Source organism: Pelagicoccus sp. SDUM812003, assembly GCF_031127815.1.
Taxonomy (GTDB): domain Bacteria; phylum Verrucomicrobiota; class Verrucomicrobiia; order Opitutales; family Opitutaceae; genus Pelagicoccus.
On sequence record NZ_JARXHY010000004.1, the window covers coordinates 339136 to 360468 of the forward strand.

Sequence of the window (21333 nt, forward strand, 5' to 3'; positions counted from 1 at the left end):
GGGGGCAGCGCTTAGGAAAGCGAGATGAGTTCGTTCTTGATGGCGTAGCGGGTGAGGGCGGCCACGTCGTGGAGGTTGAGCTTGCGCATGATGTTGGTGCGGTGGTTGTCCACGGTGCGCACGGAGATGTTCAGGCGAGCTGCGATTTCCTTGGTGGAGAACGATTCGGCCACGAGCTGCAGGATCTGCTTTTCGCGGTCGGAAAGGGGGATTTCGCTCGATGCGGAGTCGGGGTTGAGGATGAGCGAACGCATCACGCTGGCCATCTTCGGGCCGATGAAGGTGCCGCCTCCGGAGATAATATCGAGAGCCTTCTTGAACTCATCGAAGCCATCCATCTTGTCGACATAACCTTGAGCTCCGGCCGACAGCAGTTCGCGGATGTTCGCGGAGCTCGCTCTTCCGGAGAAGACGAGTACTTTGACACCGGGCACGTGCAGGGTAAGGCCGCGCAGAACTTCGGTTCCGCTGAGCTCAGGAAGTCCAACGTCGAGGATAACTGTTTCGGGTTTCAGCTTGATGCAACCCTGCAATCCTTCTTCACCGGTGCCGAACGAGCCCACGATCTCATAGCCAGGAAGCATTGAGATGAACTCTGACACCATTTCGCGGATTGCGGTTTGATCTTCTATAATTACGACGCTTTTCATTATGAGAATTTTTCCTGTTGCTCCTATGAGTTACGGACTCGGGTTGTTTTTCTTAAGCGTCTTTGTGGGTGGCGTGCAGAGGAGCGGCAGATTTTCTGGGTAGCTTTCGCAGGCCGATGCGGGGGAATTCTCCCAGATATCGGCCTTAAGCCTTTTCCTTACCGGGGTTCGCGGCCCGTTGGTAAATCGGATTTGAAAATCGCAGATTCTCTTTATCCGGCCGAAAATGGGCGCCTGGAGGCTGACATCGCTAGGGGATGCGTACCGCGTAGAGCGCGTTCGCCCTCCGTGGCTGGAGCGGGGAGCGGATCGGATCGAGCGCCGCGCCTAGGCGAGCGGGCTCGGTTGTCTAGGGCGGAGGGCGACTGTCAAGCGTCGAGGGAGCTGGAGCGCGGAAGGAGTCCTAGGGAACGCTTGCGCTCGAGCGAGGGTAGCGAGAGAGGCGTTGGGGCGCGGATGGCGCTGGGCCCTAAGCTCGAAACGCAAAAAAGACGGGCCCCGGTTTCCCAGAGCCCGCCATCCTATTCCTGCACCACAAAATGCGTGGATAGCGTTACCTTTATTACTACTACCTAAAAATTTCCTATCGGAGCAGGGTCTGCCACTGGCGCTCCTTCGCTTGGAAGGCGGCCTTGATGGCTCCGCTGGCGACGCGGGTCTTGTAGTCCTCGCCGACGCTGGTCACCACGGTGCCTTCGAAGCCTTCGTCGGTGAGCAGCTTCTGCAGAGCGGCGTCGAGTCCCTTGATCATGCTGCCGCCACCGGTGATGATGATGTTTTGCAGCAGGTCAGGCACGCTGTCCGGATCGGCTTTGACGATCAGGTTGCGAACCGCCTCGTAGATCTTGCCCAGCAAGGTGTCGCAGGCCGAGCCGACCGCTTCGGCGACTTCCAGCTGCTTGATCTTGCCACTGATCATGACCGGATGGGTGGCTTCGGTGGTGGCGCCGTGCACGAAGGAGTGCTTTTCCTTGATCTCGCGGCACTTGGCGATGGAGATCTGGCTGTCCGGATACTTGTTCAGGAGCGATTCCTGAATCATTTCGTCGACGGCGTCGCCGGCGAACGGGAAAGAGATCTGGTCTTCGGCGGAGGGATAGTAGCCCTGGATGAGGCAGACGTCGGTGGAGCCGGCGCCGATGTCCACGAAGAGCGAGTTGCAGACCGGATCGACGTAGTCGCCGCTGACCAGCTGGTCTTCTTCGCGGCTGCCCAGAGCGGCCAGGAAGGGCTCGGGGATGAGTATGACCTTGTCGAAGATGCCGGTCACCGCGAGGCGAGTGTTTTCGCGAGCTTCCGCGTCAGCGTTGGCGGGCATGCCGATGACGGCGCGCACTTCGGCGTCCGGAGAGATGCCGGCGGTTTCCTTGAGGTGAACGAGGAAGTCGCGGGCCGCGTCCATGTCGGCGATGATGCCGTCGCGCAGGGGCTGGACGAGGTCGAGGTGCAGCTTGTACTTCAGAGCGAGCTGACCGAACAGGGTGGTGGCGTCGCCAGGGATGATGCCTGGGAGGATGCCTTCAGTGGTGTAGCCTACGATCGATGGAACGAGTTCGCAGGTGTCGACTTTGCCGTTGGTGGGTTGGGCTACCTGGATGCAGGTCGTATTGGTGCCGAGATCGAGCCCGACGAGAAGCAGTTCGTCCGACTGCTTGGCTTTCGCGTTAGTTGTCACTGATTTTGTTTTGGTGGTACTCATCTTGTGGTGTGGTTGGTTAAGTGTGATTGGGAGCTTTAGGCTGCTGGTTCAGAGTTCGGGATTTTTCTTGGGAGAAATCGGATTCAGCTTTTCGAATCGAGGATGGGATCGATCTGGGCGTCGTTCATGCCTTTGACGATATCTTCGAGAGAGAGAATGGAGTCGGCGAGGGCGTCGCTGTCGTTCTCCTGCAGGGCGTCGATCATGCCGGAGATGTCGCCGAGCTTCACCTTCTGCTTTCCGGTGTTGAATCCCAACGGGGCTGGGGATTCGGCGGGTTCGCCGTAGGAGGGGCGGACCCATGAACCGGACAGCTCCTCGTTTCGCAGGCTGCGCTTCTGGTCGAGCTTGGAAACGTAGATGGAACGGTACTTGGAGGCGATGCGGGCCTCGACTTGCGGGATGATGCGCTTGACGAGGGTCTCTTTGAAAAGGCGTTGGAGCTTGTGTCCCTGATCGACGATGCTTTGCTCGCGGGTGAACATGTCGCGAAGGTCCGCCTTTGCGTCCTCCTTCAGGCCAACAGGCAGGATTTGCATCCACGATTTGATCAATGGAGGAAGCTCCTCTTTGATAATGCGTCGGGATTCCCATTCCTTGCCGTTGCGGTGAAGGATGCAGGCGGCGCGGAAACGCTCCACAATGGCGTCCCATTTTTGCTGCGCACGTTCTGTAACTTTCATCGAAGCGATCATGGTGATAACGGCGCAGTGCATAGCCGCTGACGTGCCAAATTTCGCAAAGCGTTGATTAACAACGACAAGAAATTTCGTGAAACTTTCTGCCTGTGCGTGCGCGGCAGAAAGTTTCCGCTGATCCCTTAGCCCGGTCCCTTTTTGCCTAGGCGCTATCGGCTAGTGAATCTTAGAGGAGCCGGTCATCGCAGCAAGCGGTCTTGGCCTGACAGGGAGGCGATCGGCGCGAGGAGCAGGGCAGGGCGGGATGCGGCGTCCGGCCTATTCGAACTGGGCGCGGAAGGCGGCGAGCTCTTGGCGCAGGGCTGCCAGCTCTTCGGCCTGACGGGCGACGGTTTGCTCGAGGGTGGCGATGCGGGCCTCCGCTTCGGCGGGCAGGGTGGTGGAGACTTCTACCTTGAGGGGACCGCCGATAGCCGCAGTTTCGCCGGAGGCGATTTCGGGTTCACCCGAGAGCAAGTGGGCGAACCGGGCGTCTTTCTTGCCGGGCTGTCTCGGAAGCTCCACGACGAGGGGGAAGTCGCCGCTGGCCATCTGCCCGAGCTCCTCGCGAACTTCGTCCAGGGAGGCGAAGCGGTGCATGCGCTCGCAGCGGGAGCGCAGTTCGCCGGCGGTCTGGGGGCCGCGCAGCAGCAGTTCGGTAAGAATGGCGCGTTGAGGGTCGGGAATGGGATAGACCGAATCGAGGGTGTGCTTGAATTTCGCTACGCGAGCTTCGGCCTGGGTGACGCGGGCGGCGAGGTGCTTGGCCCGCAGCGATTCGGTGCCAGCGTCCACTGCGGAATCGTCCAGCTCCAGGACTGGGGCGCGGTTGGACTTTTGGTTGCAGGCGGCGATCAGGCTATTGAGCGTCAGCGGGTAGTAGTCGGGCGTAGTCGCCTCCTTTTCGCAGAGGCATCCTAGGATGCGGGCTTCGACGATGGAAAGCGGCTGGTGCGGAAGGGTGGATGAATCGCTCATTTTCGAGATATGGGGTCAGTTTGGATTGCGGCAAACTTGTTGCTTTCTGGGCGGACCAGTCAAGCCGTTCGCGCCCTGGGGAGGGTAGCGGGAAACATTGCCGTCGCATTACAGGTCTGTTAGGTTGGCTCTTAACGCTTTACAGGTGGCGGAATCCGCATTGGAACTCTGAGCGTACAACTCCAAATCCCGAGCTATAGCCTATATGAGAAAGAGAAGCGGTTTTCGAAACAGGAAGGCAGGTTTCACCTTGGTGGAAATGCTGCTGGTCATCGGTCTGATTGTGATCTTGGCAGGGGTCGCCATTCTCAACGTCGACACCATCTTCGGCGACAACGCCGCTAAGCTGACCGCCTTCAAGGTCAGGGAAAGCTTCAAGACTCCGCTTTTCAAGTACCGCATGGACACCGGCAACTATCCTACCACTGACCAGGGCTTGCAGGCTCTGCTGCAGAAGCCGTCCAATGTGAGCGGCAAGTGGAGCGGTCCCTACATCGAGGGCAAGGACGACTTGGTCGACGCCTGGGGCAACGAGCTCAAGTACCGCTACCCGAGCTCCAACAATCCGGGCAGCTACGATCTTTATTCCTTGGGGCCGGACGGAGTCGAATCGGAGGACGACATCCGAAATTGGGGCGAATAGCTTCTGCTGACGGTCGGAGCGAATCCGGCGATTGCCATGATGGTCACGGCGCGACGCAACCGAACCGCGGGGTTCACTCTGATCGAGGTGCTCTTGACGGTTTCCCTGATCGCCATGCTCTCGACGCTGTTCGTCATCAACATCGGCGCCCTGTTGCGTGACGGCGAGCTGGAGACCTTGGAAAACGAATACTGGCGAGCGGTGGACGCGGCGCGTACCGGGGCGGTGTTTCGCCAGTCTCCGCATTTCATCGAATGGGACGACAAGGCTCGCAGCTTCGTGGTGAGCTCCTCCGGGGTGACGGAGCGCTTCCATGTGGATACCAAGGCTTTTGGCGACGTCGACGTGGCGGTGCGCTTCGAGGAGATCGCTCCGGAGAACAGCTACGTGCTGATTCGCGGGGAGCTGGTTTCCCGCAGGGACATCGCCACGGTAGGCTTCTATCCCGACGGCACCTGCTCTCCCTATGTCGTTTCCATGACGATCGGCGATTTCGAAACCAGTTTCCAGATGGACCCGTGGACGGGCGTGCAGCTGGTGGATCCGGAAGAGGGCCATGCGGGCATCTGACAACGCCATGCCAGCGCGGACGAGTGGCCGTGGCGGATTCACCTTGCTGGAGGTTCTTGTCGCCCTGGGGCTTTTTTTCATGTCGGTGACCTTCTTCTCCATGGCTTACCTCAACACCCTGAACGCCATGGCCAGCGTGCGTGTCAATCAAGGACTGGAGCAGGACTTGGCGATCATTCGCCGCCAGGCCTTGCTGCTCAGCGACGTGGAGGAAGTCGAGGAAGGCGGGGATGTGATCACCGGCCAGCACGGCACGGCGCGCTGGCGGATCGAATACGAGCCCACCAAGGTCGCTGACTTGTTTTTCGTGCGGCTGAGCGTGGAGCTGGAACCGGAGGACGAGGAGCAGGGAGTGAGCGAAGCGGTGGAGGAGTTCTACCTCACACGACCGACCTGGTCGGACCCCGTGGAGCGCGACGAGTTGAGAACCCAAACCCGCGAGCGACTGCTGGATCGGCAGCGAAATCTCAATCGATGAAGGGACTGCTAGATCGTACTTCGAAACGGGGAAAGAGGGGCTTCACGCTTCTGGAGGTGTTGCTGGCGGTGACGCTCAGCGCCTTCATTCTGACCTACCTGACCAGCTTTCTCTTCAGCATGGCGGAGTTGTGGGGGTACGGTGCGAACGAGCGCCTTTTTCAGAAGCATGCCCGCGGCGTATCCAGATTCTTAGAACAATCCTTCACCTACGCCTCCGCCAAGTATCAAGCGGGCGATCAGGGGTCGACTCCCGTATACTGGATGGAGTGGGAAGGCGATGGCAGCCAAAACCTCGAGTACTTGACCTTCGAGCTGGAGAAGAGCCCCGGGGCGTTCGTCTGGCCGGAGGAACCCATGCCGCACGTGGTTTGCTCGCTCGATTTCGACGAGGACGAAGGCCTGTTCATCCTGTGGCGTTCCCGTCTGGAAAAGGAGTTCGACGAAAAGCCGCCCCGCCGCACCTTGGTCTCGCCTTTCGTGACCGAGGTTCGGTATCACTATATCAACTACGAGGAGGAATATCCCGAATGGGAGATCACCGACCAGCCCAAGGAAGAGGCGGATCGCAGCAATATCCTGCCGCAGCGCATCGAGCTGGTCTTTCGATTCAAGGACGATCGGATTTCGCGTCAGCTGATCCTGCCCGCGCCCATGGGAGGGACGCCTATTCTCTGATGAGAGCGACGCTGCAGCGCAGGTCCTCGCGACGGGGATCGGTCCTCCTGATGACGCTGGTGCTCATCGTGGTGGTTTCCTTCGCTCTGACCATGTACATCGAGCGCGCGGAGGTGGAGATCAAGAGCGAAGGCTACTACTGGAAGCGCGCTCAGCTGCGCAAGGACGCGTGGTCGATGATGGAGGTTGCGGTAGCGGCGCTGGCTGACGTGAAGGCCATCGACCGGTCTCTCTACTCGCCGTCCCAAGGATGGTCGGACCCGCTCGAATACGCGGGCATCACCCCGCGCCCAGGCCTGGAGGTTCACTTCGAGTTCATCGACGAAAGCGGAAAGCTGAACCTCAACGGGGCCGAGTCGGATACCTTGATCCTGCTCTTCGACGAGCTCGGCTTCGAGCTGGACGTGGCCATGCAGCTGGCGGACGTGCTGCTGGATTGGATAGACGGGGATGACGAGACGCGCATCGATGGCGCGGAGGAGCGGGAATACAGCACTCTGGAGCTGGACGCCCATCCCGCGAACCAGCCGCTGCAGTCGCTCGACGAGCTGCGCTATCTCTTCGCTTTCAAGGACCTGTTCTTCGACGAGAGAGGCGTGCCGCTACCCGTCTTCCACGAACTGGAGAACGCGGTCACGGTGTACGAGGTCAGCGAGTTGAACCTCAACGCCGCCTCTTCGCTCGCCTTGCGAGCGGTGGCCGATATGGACGAATTCGACAAGCAGGCCATCGACCAGTTTCTAGCAGGCCTGGATGGCGTGCTGGGCACCGCGGACGACGAGTATTTCTCCAGTTCCGAAGATCTATCCTCGGTGCTGGTGGATCTGCCGCAAGGAGCGCCCTTGGGCTACCAGATTTCGGTGCTCACCATCAAGGTCACGGTCAAGGAAGCTGGCTACAGCTACAGCCTGATCGGGACCGTGAACACCCGTTCGGAAGCCCCGGCCATGCAGGAGAGCGATGGGAACCTGAAGTATCCGTTTCATTTCCTCGAGTTGCGCGAGGAGCCGGGAGCTAATAATGCTCGACCCCTGTAATGTTTGCCTAGAGATTCTCGAAAGCTGTGTCCCTACTAACGAAACTTAAACCCAAACCCCAAGCCTACGCGCTCGACGCGCATTTCGTGCCCGGCCACTGGTTTTTCTGCCGGCGGATCGAGATCCCGGCCGACTTGGAAAAAGGCGAGGAAGAAGGCTTCCTGATGCTGGAGCTGGAAGGCATGTCGCCCTTTCCGCTGGAGCACCTCTATTGCGGTTACCGCCTTGATTCGGAGCGGCGCTACGCCTTTGTCTTCGCCGCCTACCGACGGCGGTTCGGAGGTGTGGATCAAGCCGCGTGGCGGCGCCTGGACGCGGTGCTGCCGGATTTCCTGATTGGGCTGAGTTCGGACGCGCGTGTGAGCGGCCCGCTGGTCCTTGAGACGGAGTCCTCGTACGTGGCTTTCCGATACGATGGAAATTCGGACTTGCCGGTCGCGTTCTTTGCCGAGCCCAAACCCAAGAACCAGGACGGCGAGGAGCAGCAGGGCGAAGAGGGGTTGAGCGCCTTCCTTCGCCGCGCGTCGGATTCGATCGGCGTGAAGGGGCCTTGTGTTTGGAAAGTGAATACAAGAAAGGAGTGGGTGGGCTCGCAGGCGTGGCTGGGAGTCGACGAGCCCAGCAAGGGATGCGAGCATGTGGTTTCCTTTTCCCGCGGAGACATATGGAAGGCGGACGTCCGGGACCCCGAAATGGTGGAGCAAGCTCGCAAGGACGAGCGTCAAAACGCCATCATCTGGAAAGGCGTGCTTGGCATCGCGGCCTTGGTCGGGCTGCTTTTCATCGGAGAAATCTATTGGGCGGGCAGCGAGGCCTATCTCGCTCTCCGGCGAAGCCAGAACGAAAAGCGAGCTCCGTTGGTGGAGGACTTCAACGAGCTGAACGACACTACGCGAGCGCTGCAGCTCTTCCAGGAGTCGAACTTGGTCCCGTTCCAGATGATCGAGTCCTTGGCTCCCTTGCAGAACTATCCCAAAGTCGTCTACCGGAAGTTCGAGACCAGCGATCCCAACGTGCTGGTCATCGAGGCGCGATCGCAGAACAGCTCCGAGGTGACGGCCTTCAAGAAGCGTTTGGAAGCCTTCGGCAAGATCAGTTCGGTGGAGCTTTCCAATCAGGTAAACAACCCCAGCGGCTCCACGTTCACGGCGACCATACGGTTCGTGCCGGGCGCGTTTTTCGAACTAGCGGAGGTATCCACAAATGAATGACTACAAGGATAGCCTGGATGTGAAGATCGCCGCGGGGCTGGTGAAAGCCCGGCGGGCCTTCTTCAAGCTGAGCTTGCGCGAGAAGGCCCTGCTTTCACTGTTTCTGCTGGCCTTGGTCGGGGTGTGGTTCTCCTGGCAGGTGGATCGCCATGGCGAGACCGGCGCCGCGCTGCGCAGCGCCAAATCCACGGCGGAGGAGCAGCAGCTCGCTCTCTCTTACCTCCCGGGAATCGAGGAGGACTACCGGCGCTTGATCTCGCAGATCAATCTCAGCGAACTGCCCAGCAAATACGAGGTGAGCAGCCGGGTGGACGCCTTGGTGCGCCAGGCGGGATTTTCGGACTTCGACCTCGGACAGGCCCGCACCGAAAGCGGTACCGGTTTCAACTTTCACACGATCCAGCTGTTGGTGGAACGAGCCACCTATAAGCAGATCAAGTCCTTCACCCAAACCCTGAAGCGGGAGCTTCCGTACGTGAGCCTGGAGCGCATCATCATACAGGCCCAGAATCGCGACGACCAGTTCTTGAATGTCAGATACGTTTTGAAATCAATCGAGAGTACCGGAAATGAGAATTCGTAAGCCTAACACAACGCTCTTCGCCGCAGTCCCGCTTCTGCTCGCCCTCGCGGGCGCTACGCTCTTCGCCCAGCAGCAGAGCCCTTCGGGACTGACGGCTCCAGACCCGGACGCGATCATCGACGACTACAAGATCATCGGCCAGAACATCGAAGGCGTGCTGGAGATCCTCTCCCAGCTCACCGGCCGCTCCATCCTGCGACCCCAGGCCTTGCCCACGCCGGAGATCACTTTCGACAGCGGAGGCCCCATCACCACCGGCGAGCTCATTCTGGCTCTCGAGACTTTGCTGAGTCTCAACGATATCGGTATCGCCCCGCATGGAGATCGCTTTCTGAAGGTGGTGCCCATCAATGAGATCCGCACAGAAGCCCCGGAGCTGGTCACGGAAAGCCTTTCCCAGCGCTCGCCCAGCGGGCAGGTGGTGAGCAAGCTCTTCCGCCTGCAGCATTTGGATTCGCAGACCTTCCAGCAGCAGATCCAGCCCTTTCTCAGCCCGGGCTTCAGTTCCATCATTCCCTTCAAGAACTCCAACGCGGTGATCGTCACCGACACCATCAGCAACCTGCAGCGCCTGGAGTATGTGGTGGGCGAGGTGGACAAGCCCTCGCGTCTGAACGTGGAGCCGTTTTTCTACACCCTGCAGTTCGCTCAGGCGGCGGAGGTCGCCCAGCAGATCCAGCAGATGATCGACGATGCCCGAAACCGCTTCGGAGACCAGACCGGAGGAAGCGGCAACAGCGGCAACCGGCGAAACGCCAGCAACAACACCGCCACCGACGTGGCTCCACCGCCGCCCAGCGGAGATGGCGAAGGCAGCATCTCGCAGATCCTCTTCGGCTCTAACACGGCCATCTCCTCGGACGATCGCACCAACCAGATCATCATCATGACGGCGCCCTCCAACCTGGAGTTTTTCGAAGGCATCATCCAGAAGCTCGACGTGAAGGCCGACCCGTCGACGCGCATCGACGTCATCCCTCTCAAGCACGCTGACGCGGCGGAAGTGGCGTCGCTGCTCAGCCAGTTCGTTTCCGGGAAGACCAAGCAGGACTCCAGCGATCGGTCAAACAGCAGCCAGCGCTCGAGCAACCGTCGCATCGGAGGCAATACGCCCACCTTTCCCAGCGCCGAGGAGCCCGTCACCCAGTCGCCTCGCGAAAACGCCATTTCGAACGTCTTGAACACGAGCGAGGAGCGCGACAGCCAGTTCAGCAATTTCATGACCATCCTGGCGGACGAGCGAAGCAATTCGCTGGTGATCTCCGGCACCCGCAACGACCTCGAGCTCATGAACGCCCTGGTCGACCGGATCGATGTATTGCTACCGCAAGTACGCATCGAAGTGATCATCGCCGACGTGAGCTTGAATCGTCGAAAGGGGCTCAACCGCGGCATGGACGCGTTCTCCGTCTCCTTCGAGGAACAGGAAGATGGCTCAGGCGACTACACGTTTCCTGGAGTCAACTTCCTCGGTCTGGGCTTGGAAGGAAGCTTCAACTACAACGATGGCGTGTACAGCAACCTGACGATCGACGCGGTGCTCAATCAAGCCCGCACCAATTCCGATGTGGAGCTGCTGTCAGTGCCCACCTTGGTGACGACGCACAACAAGGAAGCGACTATCATCGAAGCGAAGTCGTACCCCATCATCACCAGTTCTCAGACCTCGACCATATCTGATTCGGTGCGACAGTCCGTGCAGTACCAGAACATCGGTATCGAAATGACGGTGACACCGTTGATCGGTCCGAACGACGTGATCCAGCTGGAGATCGATCAGACTATCGACGACATCGCGGACTTCGTGCAGATCGGCGATGATTCGCAGCCGATCATCAGCAAGCGTCAGGCGACTTCCTACGTGAGCGTTGCGAACGGGGAACTCGTGGTGTTGGGAGGATTGCAGCGCAATCGGGTTCAGACGGACAAGGCCCGGGCTCACCTGTTGGGCAACATCCCGCTGCTCGGAAAGCTTTTCCGCACGCGCCAAGTCGACAATCAGAAGTCCGAACTGATGGTGTTCATTCGTCCCCAGATTATTAGGACAACGGACGAGGTGAACTTCGATGCCCAGCGAAAGCTCGATTCCTTGAAGACGCAGGAGTCGCTCAATCGGTTCCTGGAAACCGGCGAGCTTGAAGTGGAGGTATCGGAGGAAGAGCAGGAAGGCTCTCGCCCGAAGACGAAAGGAGCGAGGAACTAGCGATGAAGATGGGAAGGGCATTGGCTATGGTTTTTTCTCTGGGACTTGGCGTGTTTTCCTTGAGCGCTCAGGATTTCAATCCGTTCGAAACGCCAAAGGCGAATTCGGGAGGCGAGCCCACGCCACCTCCCCAGAGCACCACGCTGGATACCTATGAGTTCAACGGGATCATTAGCATCGATGGAGTGACTCGTATCAGCGTTTTCGATACGAAACAGAAACGGAACTTCTGGTTGGAGGTAGGGGAGCAGGCCGAAAACGGGGTGGTCCTTCGTCGCTACGACCCGCAGGCGGAAACGGTGGTGATCTCCATCGGCGGTACCAACAAGCAGCTTGCAATGAAGAGCGCCAAGATAACGCCTCTGAAGATCGCTTCGCCAGCGGTGGCGTCTGGCGACCAGACGGTGGCGCCTCAGGTGCCGGCGGACGTGCGAAATGGTCAAAACGAACGCGTGGGCGAGAGCGACGAGGAAGTACGCGAGCGCATGAAGCGCGTCGCTGAGGAAATCCGTCGTCGCCGAGCGGAGCGAAGAGCTCGATTGCAGGAGCGAACCACGAGCAACTAGAATGCGAGTACCATGCAGGTAGCTGACACTGATTTTTTGCAGATCTTCTCATTGGATGAGGAGCAACGTCGCGAGTTGCTGGCGTCCCGTCGATCCGAACGGCTGGTGACGCTGTCGCGATTCCTCAACCGTAGCCTGAACGAGCTGGTCGCCGAGTTGGGTCGTTTCAGCGGCAGCGACGTGGTCGATCCCAGCCGGTTCGACCTCAAAGGGCTGCAAGGCATTCCCCTGCGCATCTTGCACGAGTTTCACTGCGTGCCGATTCTGCCAGTGGCCGAGGCCTTGGATGACGAGAGCGAGTATCTCGAGGCTCTGCCGCCGATAGAGGAGCGGGAAGATCTGGTGCTCGCCACCGCATGGCCGGTGGATGTGGTGATGGAGGACTGGGTCTACGCGGCCTGCGGCAAGCGGGCCAGGTGGGTGATCGCTCATCCAGAGCGTATTTCGAATTTCATTACGCAAAATCTGGGCGTTGGGGCGGAGAGCCTCGACGACTCCTTCGATATGGAAGCGGAAGCGGCGGTGGCCACCGTCGAGGAAGAGGAGGACGAAGACGCGGCCATCATTCGTTTCGTGAACGAAGTCTTCAACCAGGCCATTTCAGGCGGGGCCACGGATATTCATTTCGAGCCGATGGAGGACCACTTGCGCATCCGCTATCGCATCGACGGATTGCTCGTGCCGGTTCCTGTACCCGAAAACCTGAGACGGTTTCAGGACGCCATCGTCTCGCGTCTCAAGATCATGGCGAAGCTCAATATTTCCGAGCGCCGCCTCCCTCAGGACGGCCGTATCAACCATCGGGTCGGCGACACCACGCTGGATATCCGACTTTCCACCATGCCGGTCATGTACGGCGAGAGCATTTCGCTGCGCTTGCTTAACAAGAAGAACAAGCCGCTCAGCATGGCGCAGCTCGGCATGTCCGATCGGGACGAGGCGGTGGTGGAGCGCGTGCTGAATCTCCCGCACGGAATCATTTTGGTCACGGGTCCGACGGGTTCGGGAAAGTCGACCTCGCTCAACGCTTTCATTCGGTCCATCAACTCAGAGGATCGCCGCATCATCACGGTGGAGGACCCTATCGAATACGAGGTTCCAGGGGTGAACCAGATCCAAGTGAAGCCCGATATCGGCTTCGGTTTTCCCGAGGCGTTGCGGCACGTGCTGCGTCAGGATCCGAACGTGATCATGGTGGGGGAAATCCGCGACAGCGAGACCGCCGACATCGCGGTGCGCGCTTCGCTCACGGGGCACCTGGTGTTCTCCACTTTGCACACCAACGACTCGGCCGGGGCCATCACGCGGCTGATCGACATGGGAATCGAGCCGTTTCTAATCGCCTCCAGCGTGGAGATGGTCATCGCCCAACGCCTCTTGCGCCGCTTGTGTCCAAGTTGCTTGCGGGTTCGGGCCACTGAGCCTCAGGAACTGCAGGATGCGCTGAAGGTTCTGGATCTGCCGAGCTCCCTGGCGAACGGGATAACGGAGCTGCCGGAGTCCCCGGGCTGCGAAACGTGTCGAGGTATTGGATACAAGGGTCGTATCGGCATCTACGAAATTCTTCGCGTCACCGAGAAAATGCACGATCCAATCGTGCGGCGCGAGGCCGCTCCGGTGATTCGCGACATCGGCCTGAAGGCGGGCATGGTGACGCTCGGCCGTTCCGGCTGGGATCTGGTGGGCAAGCGATTGACTACGCTGGAAGAGGTGGTTCGAACGATTTCCGTGAAGGAAGGGGAGTGAGATAACGTGAACATGAAGATGGAAAAATTGAAAGTTGGATACGCGTCCCCGCGTCGCGCGAGGCCGGTTCTTCGTCTTTTCCGTTCTGCCCCTTAAACGAGATAGCGGTGCCGGTTTATAGATACAACGCAAGGGACGAATCGGGAACGCCCCATCGTGGGGAGCTCGAGGCTGCCAATCGCAAGCTGGCTTTGAGCCGGCTGGCGGCCCAAGGGCTGAAGCCCATTTCGGTGAGCGAAAAGGGCGCGAAGGAATCGAGCGGCTTGAGCGATCGACCGTTCTCGGGAATATCCGGACTGTTCACCCGCCAGCGGAAGGTGGAGCTGGGCCGCAAGGTGACCTTGCCCTTTCTCAGCGCCCTGAAGGAGCTGCTCGCTTGCGGCATTCAGGCGGGCGACGCTCTCCAGCTGATGAGCGCCCGCCTGAACGATCCTATGCAGAAGCTGCTGGCGACTCGGCTTTGGGAGGACGTGCGGCAAGGGCGTTCGCTGTCCGAAGCCTTCGCCAAGCAGAGAAAAGTGTTCGACGACAGCGTGGTCAGCCTGATCGAAGCGGGTGAAGCCACGGGAAACCTCAACAACGTGCTGGGTCGATTGGTGACGAACATGGAGGAAAGCAAAGCGATTCGCTCGAAGCTGATCTCCGCTTTGGCCTATCCGGTCTTCTTGCTGGTGGTCGCGTTCGGGCTGGTGCTGCTGTTTCTGTTTTTCCTCATGCCGCGCATCGAAGGTCTGCTCACTTCGCTGGGAGGGGACCTGCCGGCCTCCACCCGCCTGCTGATCGCCTTCGCCGAATGGCTGCTCGCCTACGGCTGGCTGGCGGGGATCGGGGCGATCGCGGCTGTAGTGATGATCGTATCCTGGCGGCGCAGCGCAGCTGGCCGGCGCAGGTTTGACGAGCTGATCCTGAAGGTGCCTGGTCTGGGGGCCTTTTTGCGCGATTTGCAGGTGCTCAAGCTCTCCCAAGTGCTTTCGCTGCTGTTGGAAAACGGCATCACCATGGTGCAGTCTCTTGCCATGACGGAGCGCTCCTTGAGCAACCGCGCCATGAGAGAGCGGTTTGGGGAAGCTCGTTCCAAGGTGACGGAGGGAGCCACGCTTTCCAGCTCTTTCAAGGCCACTGGCTACTTCGATGGCATGGCCCTGGACATCTTTACGGTGGGCGAAAACACCGGAAACGTGGTGCCCGGCCTGAAGCAGCTGTCACGGCAGTACGGGGAGCGCGTGGACGCGGCGACCAAGGCCTTTCTCGGCTTCATGTCTATCGGCGTGCTGATTTTCGTGTTCGCTTTCGTCAGCCTGGTGGCGCTGGGCATCATCCAGGCCGTTTTCCAGTTGAGCAGCAGCCTTTCGGGGTAGGCGGCGATCGAAACGCGCCTGTCGACTGGCGGGCGAGGATTGGACCGCCGAGTTGCCCGGCTAGGGCTTGTCTCCTCTTGTTTCGCTGGCATTGAGGGTAGCTATCTAGGAAGTACCGCTAGGCGAGGGGTAGGGAATCGCTGCTAGGCGGTTCTTTTTCTAGATTCGAGAGGAATTGCAGCTACACTTCCGCCTTTCTCTTCATTCTTCGTTTTTCCCTTTCGAATGAATTCCTGTTTGCTTGGAGGCTCTCGAGCCCTGTGGATGCTGTCGATCGTCCTGTTCGCGCTTGGTCAGGCATGGGCGAAGATCGGCGATCGGGAGCTCGATCGGCTGAAGTTCAGTCCTTTGGAGGGGTTGAGCTCCGGGCCGAGCGGCCAGGTCAGCGCCATCGTCCAAGGATCGAATGGCTTCATCTGGTTCGGAACCCGCGAAGGGGCCCATCGGTACGACGGATACGATTTTCGAACCTATTCGAACCGAAAGGACGACCCGCTCTCGCTGGTCAACAGCGTGGTGCTGGCCTTTCAGATCGATCACTTGGACCGGATCTGGATCGGCACGGAAAAGGGAGTCTCTCGCTACGTGCCGGAGACCGATTCGTTCGAGAACTACCTGCTGGATCCGGAGGAGCGCAACAGCAACTTGGCCAATCATAGCAACGCCTTCGTGGTCGACAGCGAGAATCGGCTCTACGTGAGCTCCGAGTCTGGGTTCGTGTACCGCTACGAAGAGGCCCGCGATCGGTTCGAGCCTATCAACGCGGTTCCCTTGGGAATCATCAAATCGATGGTTATCGACGGAGAGGATCGCATATGGGTCGGAGCGGATAGCCGTCTCCATCGTTTTGATACGCGAGAGGGTGGGTTGGTGACTTACGAGGAGCCGTTTCGCTCGGACGATCCTTCGTTGGATAACTTTATCGAAAGCATCGCGTATGTCGACGACGAGACGATCTGGCTGGGTACGGCCGCCGACGGCGCCGTCCGGTTCAATAGCGTCAGCGAGGTCGCCGAATCCATGCCTCGGGCGTTCGAGGGAGAGTCTTACGCTCACACCTTGCTGATCGATGATCAGAAAAACCTTTGGATTGGCCACTCTTCAGGGATCACCTTGTATCCAAATGGTCAGGACGATCCTATTCGCTATCACTCGGACCTCAAGGAAGGGCCTCTTCCTCGCAGCGGGATCCACTCGCTGCTGATCGATTCGCAAAGCAACATCTGGGCTGGCTCGGCGTATCATGGGATCTTCGTTTCATCCAACAACAAGCGCTTTCATGCCTTGCCCCAGTACGCAGGGCTCAGTGGCAGCGACAAGGCGGTGATTTCGGCCCTGCTCGAGGATCGGGAGGGCAATCTCTGGATCGGTCGCAATTCGCAGGGTGTCGACATCCTGCCTGCGTCGGGCGGTGCGATGATCCGTTTGCGAAACGATCCGTCCGATCCGCGCAGCATACCGCTGAATACGGTTTTCGATCTGTTTCAGGATAGCTTTGGCGAGATTTGGCTCGGGATATATCGTGGCGGATTGAACAGGTACGATCCAGAAACTGGATACTTCGAACGCTTCGTGCACGATCCCGATGACCCGTCTAGCATTGGTTCGAACGACGTGAGAGGGATTCAGGAGGATGAGCTCGGAAACCTCTGGGTGCTCACCCATGGGCGTGGCGTTTCCTACTTCGATCGGGATTCGGAGACCTTTGCGCGCCTCAGGCAGGACCCGAGCGACCCTGACGGGTCGCTGATAGACGACTGGGCGAACGACATCCTCTATCTCGATGGCGACTTGTACGTGGGCACGTCGATCGGTTTTTCCATTTTGGATACCAGAACGGGCCAAGTGGAGAATTTCGATTCGGATCCCCAGGACCCGGAGTCGCTCTCCAATCCGGTTATCAACACCTTCTTTCTGGATTCCAAGAATCGGCTATGGATCGGCACCGGCGACGGAATCAATTTGTTCGATCCGCTGACCAAGCGGTTTCGCAGCTGGAGTGTGGAGGAGGGGCTGCCGTATCGCATCGTCAACGCCATCCAAGAGGACGACGCGGGGCAGTTATGGATCGGCACTGACAACGGACTTGCCCGCTTCGATCCCGAACGCGAAGGGATGGACACCTACGACAGCGGCGATGGCCTGTCGGACAACGCGTTCTACGCGCGCGCCGCCATCAAGAGCAGCGATGGCAGGTTGATGTTCGGGATGAAAAACGGCGTCACCTACTTCCGGCCGGAGGAAATCGAGGACAACACCTATGCTCCGCAGGTTTGGATCACGGACTTCAAGGTGTCGAATCAGTCCCTGAAGGTAGACCCTGATGGTGAGGGGAATGGGACCATCCAGCGCAGCATATGGGAGTTGGACAAGGTGACCTTGGACTACGATCAGAAAGTGATATCGATCCATTTCGTCGCTCTGAATTTCATCCAGTCTCATAAAAACGAATACGCATATCGTCTTCTGGGGTTCGACGATGATTGGAACCTCGTAGGGTCTCGGCGGGAGGCGACTTATACCAATTTGAATCCGGGGAACTACGTCTTCGAAGTGAAGGCCTCGAACAACGACGGGTATTGGAATGAAACGCCGAGGAGCTTAGGCATCGTCGTGACGCCGCCGTTCTGGGGCACGCTTTGGTTTCGCTTGTCATCTGGAATCATGGTGGTGGCGCTGCCGATCTTCCTCGCCATGCTGCGGCTTCATCGGGTCAAGCGTCAGCGCGCGAAGCTCGCTTCGATCGTGGAGGAGCGCACTCGGGACCTCCGATCCTCCAATGAAAAGCTTGAGAGCGCCTACCAGTTGCTGGAGAAGAACCAGCATCAGATCACGGTGCAGAACCAGGAGCTCATCACTCACCGGGAAAACCTGGAGCTGATGGTTTCGCAACGTACCCGCGAGCTGGAGGATGCGAAGGAGAAGGCGGAGCGGTCGGATCGCTTGAAGTCCGCCTTTTTGGCCAACATGTCGCATGAGATCCGAACGCCAATGAACGCGATAGTCGGTCTGCTGGAGATCCTGCGCCTGGAGAGCATCGATGACGAGGAGCGCCGCCGCTACAATGATGTGATCAAGCAGAGCAGCAATACCTTGCTGACCTTGATTGACGATATCCTCGACTTGTCGCGCATCGAGTCTGGGGAGGCTACCATACAGCTCAGAAACTGCGACATCGATGAAATATGCGACGAGCTGTATTCGCTATATAAATACGTAGCTGAAAAGGAGTCGGAAGGCGCCATCAGGCTGGAGCTCATCCGAAACGGAGAGTCCGGGCTCAGGAGGGACGAGGGCGAGCGATTGATCGCGAGCGGCTTTGATCCCGTGCGTCTGAAGCAGATCCTCACCAATCTGCTCTCAAACGCCATAAAGTTCACCGAGAAGGGCGTCGTTTCCTTTGGATACAATTCCCAGGTCGTTGACGGGACGCTTCGGCTGGAGTTTTTCGTGTCGGACACAGGTATTGGCATTCCGGATATGCACTTGGACAAGGTTTTCGATCGCTTCCACAAGGTGGAGGACTACGGGGACAAGGTTTATCGCGGGACGGGACTTGGACTCACCATTTCCCAGCGGCTTGTCGAGATGATGTCGGGACGAATTTTCGTCGCTTCCAAGCTCGGCAAGGGCACGCGTTTTTCCGTGCGTTTCGATCGAGCTCTAGAGGAGGGGCGACCCTTGGATTCCCCCGCGTCTACGAGCGTGGTCCGCCCGGCGTCCTTGAGGGAAGGCGGCGCAGAGTCGATCGACGGATCGCTGAGCGAGGTGTCGCTGCTGGTGGTGGAGGACGAGGAGCCGAACTACCTGGTGATTTCCAAGTTTCTGGAGCGTAGCGAAGCGAGACTGGACTGGGCTAGAGACGGGGAGGAGGCGAGGCGCCTTTTTTCGGAGCGCTCCTACGACCTGGTTCTTCTGGATGTCAAGATGCCGATCATGGACGGCTACGAGGTCCTGGAGTATATCAGATCCACGGATACTGAAATCCCGGTGGTGATGCAGACCGCCTACGCCATGGAGTCCGACCGGCAGAAAGCGTTTCGCGAGGGGGCGAGCGATTTCATCGCCAAGCCGTTTTCCGAGGACTCTCTCGTCGCGAGCATCCAGCGTTGCCTGAGACAGCGTTCCGCCTGAGAGGCAGGGCTTTCCGGTGGGCGAGATTTGTAAAGTTGTAGTTGAAGCGTGGGAACAAAATGGCCTAGCGTCTGCCATTTGGTTTCCTAGTCGATGCACCCGAACATTCAAATAGCGATCCGATTTCTTCTAGCCAAGAAGCGCTCGATGTTGATGAGCCTTTGCGGAATCGCGTTCGGCGTCGGATTCTTCATCGTCACCCAGGCCCAAGTGCGCGGCTTCGAGGAGTTCTTTATCAAGACCATTCTCGGCACCGACGGAGCGATCCGCATCGAGGACAAGTTTCAGAACACGCTGGCCCAAGTTGAGGCGGCGTCGAGCCGGGGAGCGTCGACCACATTCTTCGTCGCCGACCGATCGAATCGTCGCTACGTGGAGGGCGTGGAGTATCCTGATGAGGTGATCGAGGGGATTCGCCAGCTGTCCAATGTGGCGTCCACCTCCTCGGTTCTGAAAGGGCTGATTTCGGTGCAGAGCCCGCTGCGCACCGAGTCGGCCCAGGCCTACGGCATCGTTCTCAACGACCACCTTTCGGTCTCCGACCTGGAGGAGCAGATTCTGTTTGGGGATATCGAAACCTTTCGCGACACGCCGACGGGCTTGCTGATAGGACGCAAGCTGGCTGATCGATTGCAGGTGCGGGTAGGCGATTCCCTTATCATAGAGCGGCAAGGGGTGAAGAATCGGTTTCGCATCAGCGCGGTCTACGAGACTGGCGTCTCCGACATCGACCGGGTGCGCCTGTTCATGCACCTGGATCAGGCCCGTTCCATTTTGCGCAAGCCCCATGGAGTGAGTTTCTTACAGGTCTCGCTTTTCGATCGCGATCGCGCTCCCTACGATGCCGCTCGCATCGAAAGCATCACCCAGCACAGCGCCGCTCCGTGGCAGGAGCGCGAAAAGGTTTGGCTCGATGTCTTCAAGGCCCTGCAGGTCTCGGCGGTGATCACGGTCTCGACCATCATCTTCATCTCGGGCCTCGGCATGTTCAACACGCTGGTCATGATCGTGATGGAGAAGACGCGCGAAATCGCCATCCTGCGCTCCATGGGATACAGTCGCGCCGACATCTCCTCGGTCTTTCTTTGGCAGGGGGGCATCGTGCTTGTCCTAGGCGTTTTGATCGGCTTCGCCCTAGGCGCCGGAGTGACCTATGGCATCTCCAACCTGCCGCTGCGCATTCGCGGCATCTTCTCCACTGACAGCTACGTGGTCGAATGGTCGCTGGCCCACTATTTCTGGGCGGCGGTGACTGCGATCATCATCGTCATGTTCTCCAGCTTGGCTCCCGCCCGCCGAGCGGCGCGCTTGGTGCCTGGCGATGTTATTCGAGGGACCTCAGCATGAGCGCCACCAAAACGAGCGCCGAAATCGCGATGGAATGCCGATCGCTCCATAAGTACCTGGGCGAAGGCGAAACTCGAGTGCACGTGCTGCGTGGCGTGGACCTCTCTCTAGAGCGAGGGCAGGTGAGCGCGGTGGTCGGACCTTCGGGCTGCGGCAAGAGCACCTTGCTTTATCTGCTCGGACTGCTCGATCGGCAGGATGGGGGCACGATCCATGTGAACGGGCAGGAGGTTCCGCAGGACCGCGACGGCACCCATACGCGCCTTCGCTGCGAGCACATCGGCTTCGTTTTCCAGTTCCATTTCCTGCTTCCTGAATTCTCCGCTCTGGAAAACGTCATGCTGCCCATGCGCAAGCTCGGTCGGCTCTCGGAAGAGGAAATGGTCAGCCAGGCCCGCGAGCTGCTCAGCGAAGTCGGTCTGGGGCAGAAGACCCATCGCCGTCCTTCGCAGCTTTCCGGAGGGGAGCAGCAACGCGTGGCCATCGCTCGCTCCCTCGCCAACCGGCCCACCGTGCTGCTGGCGGACGAGCCCACCGGAAATCTCGACCTGAAGAACTCGCTCATGGTCTTCGACATGCTCACCCGGCTGGCCAAGGAGCACCAGCAAGCAGTGCTGATCGTTACGCATAATCCCGAACTCGCCAAGCTTTGTGACCGAATCCTCCGCATGGAGGATGGTCTTTTCGTTGAGTGAGTTGCGTAAGCTCGGATGTGGGGTATTAGAAAAGCAACTAGCCCGAAATACCGCGTCTTATAAAGCCCGACGGCGTTTTTG

The 21333-nt window shown here is 59.1% G+C and carries 18 protein-coding genes; 14 read left to right on the forward strand and 4 right to left on the reverse strand.

Annotated elements, in window-relative coordinates:
* Nucleotides 1–11: 11 nt before the first annotated feature.
* The 4 genes from QEH54_RS08000 to QEH54_RS08015 all read right to left on the reverse strand — a co-directional run bounded on the left by QEH54_RS08000 (nt 12) and on the right by QEH54_RS08015 (nt 4004).
* Nucleotides 12–650: a response regulator transcription factor gene (locus QEH54_RS08000; protein ID WP_309018132.1), complete on the reverse strand. Its 639-nt coding sequence runs from the start codon at nt 648–650 to the stop codon at nt 12–14.
* 583 nt (nt 651–1233) lie between these two features.
* On the reverse strand, nt 1234–2349 hold the full coding sequence (locus tag QEH54_RS08005) for a rod shape-determining protein (RefSeq protein ID WP_309018133.1): 1116 nt from the start codon (nt 2347–2349) through the stop codon (nt 1234–1236).
* Between the two features lie 83 nt (nt 2350–2432).
* The gene (locus QEH54_RS08010; RefSeq protein ID WP_309018134.1) at nt 2433–3032 is read right to left on the reverse strand and encodes a hypothetical protein; all 600 of its coding nucleotides are present in this window, start codon (nt 3030–3032) and stop codon (nt 2433–2435) included.
* Between the two features lie 273 nt (nt 3033–3305).
* The gene (locus tag QEH54_RS08015; protein WP_309018135.1) at nt 3306–4004 is read right to left on the reverse strand and encodes a YceH family protein; all 699 of its coding nucleotides are present in this window, start codon (nt 4002–4004) and stop codon (nt 3306–3308) included.
* 205 nt (nt 4005–4209) lie between these two features.
* Between QEH54_RS08015 and gspG the strand changes: the two genes are divergently transcribed.
* The 14 genes from gspG (at nt 4210) to QEH54_RS08085 (ending at nt 21252) form a co-directional block, all read left to right on the forward strand.
* A complete protein-coding gene (gene gspG, locus QEH54_RS08020) occupies nt 4210–4647 on the forward strand; it encodes a type II secretion system major pseudopilin GspG (protein WP_309018136.1) in 438 nt (145 codons plus the stop codon).
* Between the two features lie 36 nt (nt 4648–4683).
* Nucleotides 4684–5217: a prepilin-type N-terminal cleavage/methylation domain-containing protein gene (locus tag QEH54_RS08025; RefSeq protein WP_309018137.1), complete on the forward strand. Its 534-nt coding sequence runs from the start codon at nt 4684–4686 to the stop codon at nt 5215–5217.
* A 7-nt stretch (nt 5218–5224) separates the two neighbouring features.
* The gene (locus QEH54_RS08030; protein WP_309018138.1) at nt 5225–5695 is read left to right on the forward strand and encodes a prepilin-type N-terminal cleavage/methylation domain-containing protein; all 471 of its coding nucleotides are present in this window, start codon (nt 5225–5227) and stop codon (nt 5693–5695) included.
* Nucleotides 5692–6372, forward strand: coding sequence for a prepilin-type N-terminal cleavage/methylation domain-containing protein (locus tag QEH54_RS08035; RefSeq protein ID WP_309018139.1), 681 nt, complete (start codon nt 5692–5694; stop codon nt 6370–6372). Before QEH54_RS08030 ends, QEH54_RS08035 begins: the two co-directional genes overlap by 4 nt.
* Entirely contained in the window at nt 6372–7409 is a 1038-nt protein-coding gene (locus tag QEH54_RS08040) for a type II secretion system protein GspK (protein WP_309018140.1), read from the forward strand. The genes QEH54_RS08035 and QEH54_RS08040 overlap by 1 nt, the downstream gene beginning before the upstream one ends.
* Before the next feature lie 26 nt (nt 7410–7435).
* Nucleotides 7436–8620: a hypothetical protein gene (locus tag QEH54_RS08045; RefSeq protein ID WP_309018141.1), complete on the forward strand. Its 1185-nt coding sequence runs from the start codon at nt 7436–7438 to the stop codon at nt 8618–8620.
* Nucleotides 8613–9203, forward strand: a complete 591-nt coding sequence (locus QEH54_RS08050) for a hypothetical protein (protein ID WP_309018142.1) — start codon at nt 8613–8615, stop codon at nt 9201–9203. The genes QEH54_RS08045 and QEH54_RS08050 overlap by 8 nt, the downstream gene beginning before the upstream one ends.
* Nucleotides 9190–11406 (forward strand): secretin N-terminal domain-containing protein, encoded by a 2217-nt coding sequence (locus QEH54_RS08055; protein ID WP_309018143.1) that lies wholly within the window; start codon nt 9190–9192, stop codon nt 11404–11406. Before QEH54_RS08050 ends, QEH54_RS08055 begins: the two co-directional genes overlap by 14 nt.
* 2 nt (nt 11407–11408) lie before the next feature.
* Complete coding sequence (locus QEH54_RS08060) at nt 11409–11972, forward strand: hypothetical protein (protein WP_309018144.1); 564 nt, start codon at nt 11409–11411, stop codon at nt 11970–11972.
* A 12-nt stretch (nt 11973–11984) separates the two neighbouring features.
* On the forward strand, nt 11985–13718 hold the full coding sequence (locus QEH54_RS08065; protein WP_309018145.1) for an ATPase, T2SS/T4P/T4SS family: 1734 nt from the start codon (nt 11985–11987) through the stop codon (nt 13716–13718).
* A gap of 107 nt (nt 13719–13825) precedes the next feature.
* Nucleotides 13826–15076, forward strand: a complete 1251-nt coding sequence (locus tag QEH54_RS08070) for a type II secretion system F family protein (RefSeq protein ID WP_309018146.1) — start codon at nt 13826–13828, stop codon at nt 15074–15076.
* Between the two features lie 225 nt (nt 15077–15301).
* The gene (locus tag QEH54_RS08075; protein WP_309018147.1) at nt 15302–19210 is read left to right on the forward strand and encodes a two-component regulator propeller domain-containing protein; all 3909 of its coding nucleotides are present in this window, start codon (nt 15302–15304) and stop codon (nt 19208–19210) included.
* Between the two features lie 93 nt (nt 19211–19303).
* Nucleotides 19304–20557 (forward strand): FtsX-like permease family protein, encoded by a 1254-nt coding sequence (locus tag QEH54_RS08080; protein WP_309018148.1) that lies wholly within the window; start codon nt 19304–19306, stop codon nt 20555–20557.
* Nucleotides 20554–21252, forward strand: coding sequence for an ABC transporter ATP-binding protein (locus QEH54_RS08085; RefSeq protein WP_309018149.1), 699 nt, complete (start codon nt 20554–20556; stop codon nt 21250–21252). Before QEH54_RS08080 ends, QEH54_RS08085 begins: the two co-directional genes overlap by 4 nt.
* Nucleotides 21253–21333: the final 81 nt, after the last annotated feature.

What these genes read in the sequence shown, in the direction of transcription:
- QEH54_RS08000 (WP_309018132.1), bottom strand. Translation starts at nt 650, where the DNA reads ATGAAAAGCGTCGTAATTATAGAAGATCAAACCGCAATCCGCGAAATG.
- QEH54_RS08005 (WP_309018133.1), bottom strand. Translation starts at nt 2,349, where the DNA reads ATGAGTACCACCAAAACAAAATCAGTGACAACTAACGCGAAAGCCAAG.
- QEH54_RS08010 (WP_309018134.1), bottom strand. Translation starts at nt 3,032, where the DNA reads ATGAAAGTTACAGAACGTGCGCAGCAAAAATGGGACGCCATTGTGGAG.
- QEH54_RS08015 (WP_309018135.1), bottom strand. Translation starts at nt 4,004, where the DNA reads ATGAGCGATTCATCCACCCTTCCGCACCAGCCGCTTTCCATCGTCGAA.
- gspG (WP_309018136.1), top strand. Translation starts at nt 4,210, where the DNA reads ATGAGAAAGAGAAGCGGTTTTCGAAACAGGAAGGCAGGTTTCACCTTG.
- QEH54_RS08025 (WP_309018137.1), top strand. Translation starts at nt 4,684, where the DNA reads ATGATGGTCACGGCGCGACGCAACCGAACCGCGGGGTTCACTCTGATC.
- QEH54_RS08030 (WP_309018138.1), top strand. Translation starts at nt 5,225, where the DNA reads ATGCCAGCGCGGACGAGTGGCCGTGGCGGATTCACCTTGCTGGAGGTT.
- QEH54_RS08035 (WP_309018139.1), top strand. Translation starts at nt 5,692, where the DNA reads ATGAAGGGACTGCTAGATCGTACTTCGAAACGGGGAAAGAGGGGCTTC.
- QEH54_RS08040 (WP_309018140.1), top strand. Translation starts at nt 6,372, where the DNA reads ATGAGAGCGACGCTGCAGCGCAGGTCCTCGCGACGGGGATCGGTCCTC.
- QEH54_RS08050 (WP_309018142.1), top strand. Translation starts at nt 8,613, where the DNA reads ATGAATGACTACAAGGATAGCCTGGATGTGAAGATCGCCGCGGGGCTG.
- QEH54_RS08055 (WP_309018143.1), top strand. Translation starts at nt 9,190, where the DNA reads ATGAGAATTCGTAAGCCTAACACAACGCTCTTCGCCGCAGTCCCGCTT.
- QEH54_RS08060 (WP_309018144.1), top strand. Translation starts at nt 11,409, where the DNA reads ATGAAGATGGGAAGGGCATTGGCTATGGTTTTTTCTCTGGGACTTGGC.
- QEH54_RS08065 (WP_309018145.1), top strand. Translation starts at nt 11,985, where the DNA reads ATGCAGGTAGCTGACACTGATTTTTTGCAGATCTTCTCATTGGATGAG.
- QEH54_RS08075 (WP_309018147.1), top strand. Translation starts at nt 15,302, where the DNA reads ATGAATTCCTGTTTGCTTGGAGGCTCTCGAGCCCTGTGGATGCTGTCG.
- QEH54_RS08080 (WP_309018148.1), top strand. Translation starts at nt 19,304, where the DNA reads ATGCACCCGAACATTCAAATAGCGATCCGATTTCTTCTAGCCAAGAAG.
- QEH54_RS08085 (WP_309018149.1), top strand. Translation starts at nt 20,554, where the DNA reads ATGAGCGCCACCAAAACGAGCGCCGAAATCGCGATGGAATGCCGATCG.